The sequence below is a fragment of the bacterium genome (assembly GCA_020440705.1).
In the GTDB taxonomy this organism is placed as follows: Bacteria; Krumholzibacteriota; Krumholzibacteriia; order LZORAL124-64-63; family LZORAL124-64-63; genus JAGRNP01.
In genome coordinates, this window is the sequence record JAGRNP010000199.1 from 1 (window position 1) to 4,304 (window position 4,304).

The window sequence follows — 4,304 nt, forward strand, 5'->3', positions numbered from 1 at the left end:
CCCGGTTGCCGAAAAAGGCCACCAGCACCAGGGCCACGGTGTGAACCAGCACGGACCAGGGCAGGCCGCGGCTGAGCATCATTCGTCCCCGTTCCCCGGACCGGTCACGCCGCGGGGCGCCGAGAGTCCCTGGGCCTCCTGGTCGGCCACCAGGCTCAGGTTCACGAATCCCTCGACCTCGACGGCGGCCATCACCTTCAGCACGAAGCCGTAGGGCACCTCCTCGTCGCAGCGGAGGTAGACCGGGATCGAATCCTTCTCCTCGGCGTAGGGCGCCAGCATCGCGGCCAGCCCGTCGATCTCGACGGCCTGCTCCTGGAAGAAGACCTTCCGGTTGCTGGTGACGGAGATCACCGGCCCCTCCTTGACGATCACCTGCCGGGTCTGGGCCTCGGGCAGGTTCACCTCGACGCCGCCCTGGATGTAGGGCGCCGTGAGCATGAAGATGATCAGCAGGCAGAGGGTGACGTCCACCAGCGAGGTGATGTTGATGTTGGCCATGGCGCCGTAGCTGCTGCGCTTGCGGGCCATCAGATGCTCTCCCGATCGTGCGGCTCGGGCCGGCGCACATGGTCGCGTCCGGCGGCGTGGGCCGCGCCGGAGCCGCCCCCCGCCTCCTCTTCCAGCACGGTGCGCAGGCGGTCCATCTCGTTCCCCACCAGGTCGATCTTGCGCACGATCATGTTGTAGAAGATCACCGCGGGGATGGCCGCGGCCAGGCCGGCGATGGTGGTGATCAGCGCCTCGGCGATGCCCGGCGCGACCACCGTCAGGTTGGCGCTCTGCATGGAGGCCATGCCCCAGAAGCTGCTCATGATGCCCCACACCGTGCCCAGCAGTCCGAGGAAGGGCGAGATGGTGACCGTGGTCGACAGCAGGATCAGGTAGCGCTCGAGGCTCTCCGTCTCCAGGTAGCTGACGCGCTCGCTGGCCCGGCGGATGGCCGGCACCTGGCTCATGCCACTGGTCTCGACGACCACGTTGGCCAGGGGCAGGTCGGGATTGTCGCGGCACCAGTTCTCGAGGTCGGCCCGCCGCGCGCGGCCGTCGAGCCAGCTCTCGCACTTCTCCCAGAACGCCGCATGACCGGCGCGGATGCGGCCGAGAGTGCGCGCCTTGTCGATGAACACGGCCCAGCTCATCACCGAGAGCACGAGCAGCACCAGCAGGATGAACTTGCCGAAGAAGGTGGATTCGACCACCAGGCTCACCAGCTCGCCGGGACCCAGCATGGCCAGGAAGCCTCCGCCAGACGCGATCGCGACCGAAGTCATGGATTCTCCTCGGAGATTCGTTGTGACAGGTGGGATGCGGCCGTGCTCCGTCAGGGCCGGATCCGGGCGGGCATCCTTGCCCACCACCAGGCCCCGGTCGGGGCCGGATCGATTCGGGAGCGTCGCACGCATGCCGCGCGTCGCTCCGGTTGCGTTCGGGTCGCCGCGCCGCCGCACGGGGGCCGCTCCCCGCGGGGATGCAGCCGGGTCATCCTACCGAAACCGGGGGCGAAAGTTCCGCCTCCCGGTGGGACGCAGAAAGGGCCGGGCGTGTTTCAGCCCCGCTCCTCCATGACCTTCAGGGCGAAGGCCTCCTGGAAATCGAACTTGTCGATGAAGTCGCCCAGCGAGTCCTGCTCCCGCTTGCGCAGCAGGCCGGCGTCGACCAGGTGGAAGACGATGCGGCCGAAGTCGATGGTGCCCTTCACGCCCCAGGCGTTGAACACGTCGCCGGCCATGATCCCGTAGCGGTCGCGACCGAGGTCGCGGATGAAATCGAGCAGCACGCCGCCACTCACGTGGGCGCGCTCCTCCATGGCCTCCATGGCGTTCTCCAGGCTCTCGAGCACGAAGAAATACGCCTCCGGGCGGTAGACGCCCCGGCGGGCGGCCAGACTCCGGACGGTTTCGACCAGTTCGCTGTGGGTGCTCATGGCGATTGCTCCCGCCGCATGCGGCGCAGAAAACGGTGGTGTCCGGCGAGCAGGGGGCTCAGGCGACCTCTCCGGAACGCCTCCATTGTACGGGGAACCGGCCGCCTGTCAACCGTCCAGCCCGGCGGGCCGGGGCCCCGTGCCCAGAAGCCGGTCGTACAGTTCCAGATACTGCCGCACGACGCAGGGGGCGCCGAACTCCGCGGAGGCGTCGCGGCGGCCCTCGTCGACCATCTGGACCTGGAGGTCCCGATCCCGCAGCACCGTCAGGGCGGCCGCGACCATGCCCGGGATGTCGTCCGGGTCCCGCAGGAAGCCGTTGATCCCGTCCTGGATGAACTCGCCGGCCCCGCCCCGACTCGTGACCAGCGGCACCACGCCGCAGGCCATGGCCTCCAGCGCCACCAGGCCGAAGCTCTCGTGCAGCGAAGGCAGCAGAAGGAGGTCGGCCACGGGCAGGATCTCCTCGAGGTTGTCCACCTGCCCCACCATGTCGACCGCCTCGGCCAGGCCGAGTTCCTGCACGCGTGACCGCACCGAGGGCATTTCCGGCCCGTCGCCCACCAGGAGCAGCCGCGCCGGGATCTCCCGGCGCACCGCCGCGAAGACCTCGATCACCGCGAGGGGGTTCTTCACGGCGCGGAAGTTCGAGGCGTGCATGAGGAGCCTTTCGCCCGCAGGGGCGAAGCGGCGCCGCAGTCCGTCGACCTCGAGCGGCATGAAGACCCGCGCGTCGACGAAATTGGGAATCACCTCGATGGTCTCGCCCGTGCCGAAGACCCGGATGGTCTCCTCCTTGAGGAAGGTCGAGACGGCCGTCACCGCGTCGCTGCGTTCGATGAGGAAGCGCGTGATCGGGAAGAACGACGGCTCCTGTCCCACGAGGGTGATGTCGGTGCCGTGCAGCGTCGTGACCACCTTGATCCGGTCGGCCCCCACCATCTCCCGCGCCAGGAAGGCGCTCGCCGCGTGGGGTATGGCGTAGTGCACGTGCAGGATGTCGAGCCCGCAGCGGGTCGCCACCTCGCTCATGGTCGTGGCCAGGCTGAGGGTGTAGGGCGAGTGCTGGAAGACCGGGTAGTGCGGCATCTCCACCGGATGGTAGATGACGTTCTCGTGGAACTTGCGCAGGCGGAACGGCAGTTCGCTCGAAATGAAATGCACCTCGCAGCCGCGGCGCGACAGATGCAGCCCCAGCTCGGTGGCCACCACGCCGCTGCCGCCCTGGCTCGGGTAGCAGGTGATCCCCACGGTCGGCATCTTCATGTCGTTCACGCGCCCCACCTCGCGTCGGGCAGGTCGTCGAGCACCGTGGCGCCCCCGCCGCACAACGCCTCGGCCAGGGGCACGCCGGCGCGGCGGCCCCAGGTGCGGGCACGGCGTTCGATGCGCGCGAGGAAGGCCGGATCGTTGATGGTCGTGGGGGTCTGCCCGGCGTCGCGGCCGAACTGGCTGGCGTAGGCCGCCAGGGCGCGGGTCTTGGCTTCCCAGTGCTCGCTGATGTCGAAGAGCAGCGTCGGGGCGCTGTCGTCCGGGCAGACGGCGAAGCGGGCCTCGACCTCCCAGCGCGCCGCGGGCGCCGGCAGCGCGGCGCCGCCCGCCCACAGGTGATGGGCGCCCAGTTCGGGCTGCCAGCCCTGCAGGCGCGCCATGAACACCGCCCGCCGCACGAGCAGCGGCGTGGCCACGTGGTCGGGGTGCCGCACCGGGTCGGGCGCGGTCACGACCCAGCGCGGCCGCAGGCGCCGCAGCAGGGCCACCAAGCGACCGGTCTGGTCGCGGTCGTCGGGAGCGATGAAGCCGTCCGGCAGTTCGAGCTGCACACGGCCCGCGAGGCCGAGGATCTCCGAGGCGACCGCGGCCTCGGCCCAGCGCTCGTCCGGCGTGGCGTTGGTGGCGAGCTCGCCGCGCGTGAGGTCGGCGACCCAGACGCGGCGGCCGCGCGAGGCGAGCCGATGCAGGGTGCCGCCGAGACCGATCTCCGCATCGTCGGTGTGGGGCGAGACGACCAGCAGGTCGCAGCCAACGGCTTCGGTGTTGATCATGCGGGGTCTTCCCTTTCGCTCTGCTGCAGGGTCCATTCGCACCAGTTGCCGGCGGCGCCGCGCTCCAGATGCCCGTGGGCGGCCCGGACCAGTTCCGGCACGAGGTCGGGACCGAAGTGGGCCACGGCCGCCAGGAGCGCCAGCTTCCGTTCCTGCCGGTGCCCATCCGGACGCACCCAGGCCGGCACGCCGGGCGTCGGGCGCCGCCGCCCCCTTTCGATCTCGTCGCGGAAGAGGGCCGCCAGGCCACGTTCGAAGCGGCGGGCGCGGCCGGCGGCGAGATGGGCCGACCGGTCGGCGTCGATGCCGATGTCGTCGCGCAGCACCCGGGC

At 70.4% G+C, this 4,304-nt stretch carries 6 protein-coding genes; all 6 read right to left on the reverse strand.

What is annotated here, in order from left to right:
• Positions 1-78: 78 nt before the first annotated feature.
• Positions 79-531: a biopolymer transporter ExbD gene (locus KDM41_17425; GenBank protein ID MCB1185204.1), complete on the reverse strand. Its 453-nt coding sequence runs from the start codon at positions 529-531 to the stop codon at positions 79-81.
• A complete protein-coding gene (locus KDM41_17430; GenBank protein ID MCB1185205.1) occupies positions 531-1,274 on the reverse strand; it encodes a MotA/TolQ/ExbB proton channel family protein in 744 nt (247 codons plus the stop codon). Before KDM41_17430 ends, KDM41_17425 begins: the two co-directional genes overlap by 1 nt.
• A gap of 275 nt (positions 1,275-1,549) precedes the next feature.
• Complete coding sequence (locus tag KDM41_17435; protein ID MCB1185206.1) at positions 1,550-1,927, reverse strand: hypothetical protein; 378 nt, start codon at positions 1,925-1,927, stop codon at positions 1,550-1,552.
• Between the two features lie 108 nt (positions 1,928-2,035).
• Positions 2,036-3,187, reverse strand: a complete 1,152-nt coding sequence (bshA, locus tag KDM41_17440) for an N-acetyl-alpha-D-glucosaminyl L-malate synthase BshA (protein ID MCB1185207.1) — start codon at positions 3,185-3,187, stop codon at positions 2,036-2,038.
• Positions 3,188-3,198: 11 nt separating this feature from the next.
• Positions 3,199-3,972, reverse strand: a complete 774-nt coding sequence (gene bshB1 / locus KDM41_17445; protein MCB1185208.1) for a bacillithiol biosynthesis deacetylase BshB1 — start codon at positions 3,970-3,972, stop codon at positions 3,199-3,201.
• On the reverse strand, positions 3,969-4,304 hold a 336-nt coding region (locus tag KDM41_17450; GenBank protein MCB1185209.1), incomplete at its 5' end, for a hypothetical protein. The genes bshB1 and KDM41_17450, both read right to left, overlap by 4 nt.

Coding starts and splice junctions, on each gene's coding strand:
- KDM41_17430 (MCB1185205.1), bottom strand. CDS start 1,274: ATGACTTCGGTCGCGATCGCGTCTGGCGGAGGCTTCCTGGCCATGCTG.
- bshB1 (MCB1185208.1), bottom strand. CDS start 3,972: ATGATCAACACCGAAGCCGTTGGCTGCGACCTGCTGGTCGTCTCGCCC.
- KDM41_17435 (MCB1185206.1), bottom strand. CDS start 1,927: ATGAGCACCCACAGCGAACTGGTCGAAACCGTCCGGAGTCTGGCCGCC.
- bshA (MCB1185207.1), bottom strand. CDS start 3,187: ATGCCGACCGTGGGGATCACCTGCTACCCGAGCCAGGGCGGCAGCGGC.
- KDM41_17425 (MCB1185204.1), bottom strand. CDS start 531: ATGGCCCGCAAGCGCAGCAGCTACGGCGCCATGGCCAACATCAACATC.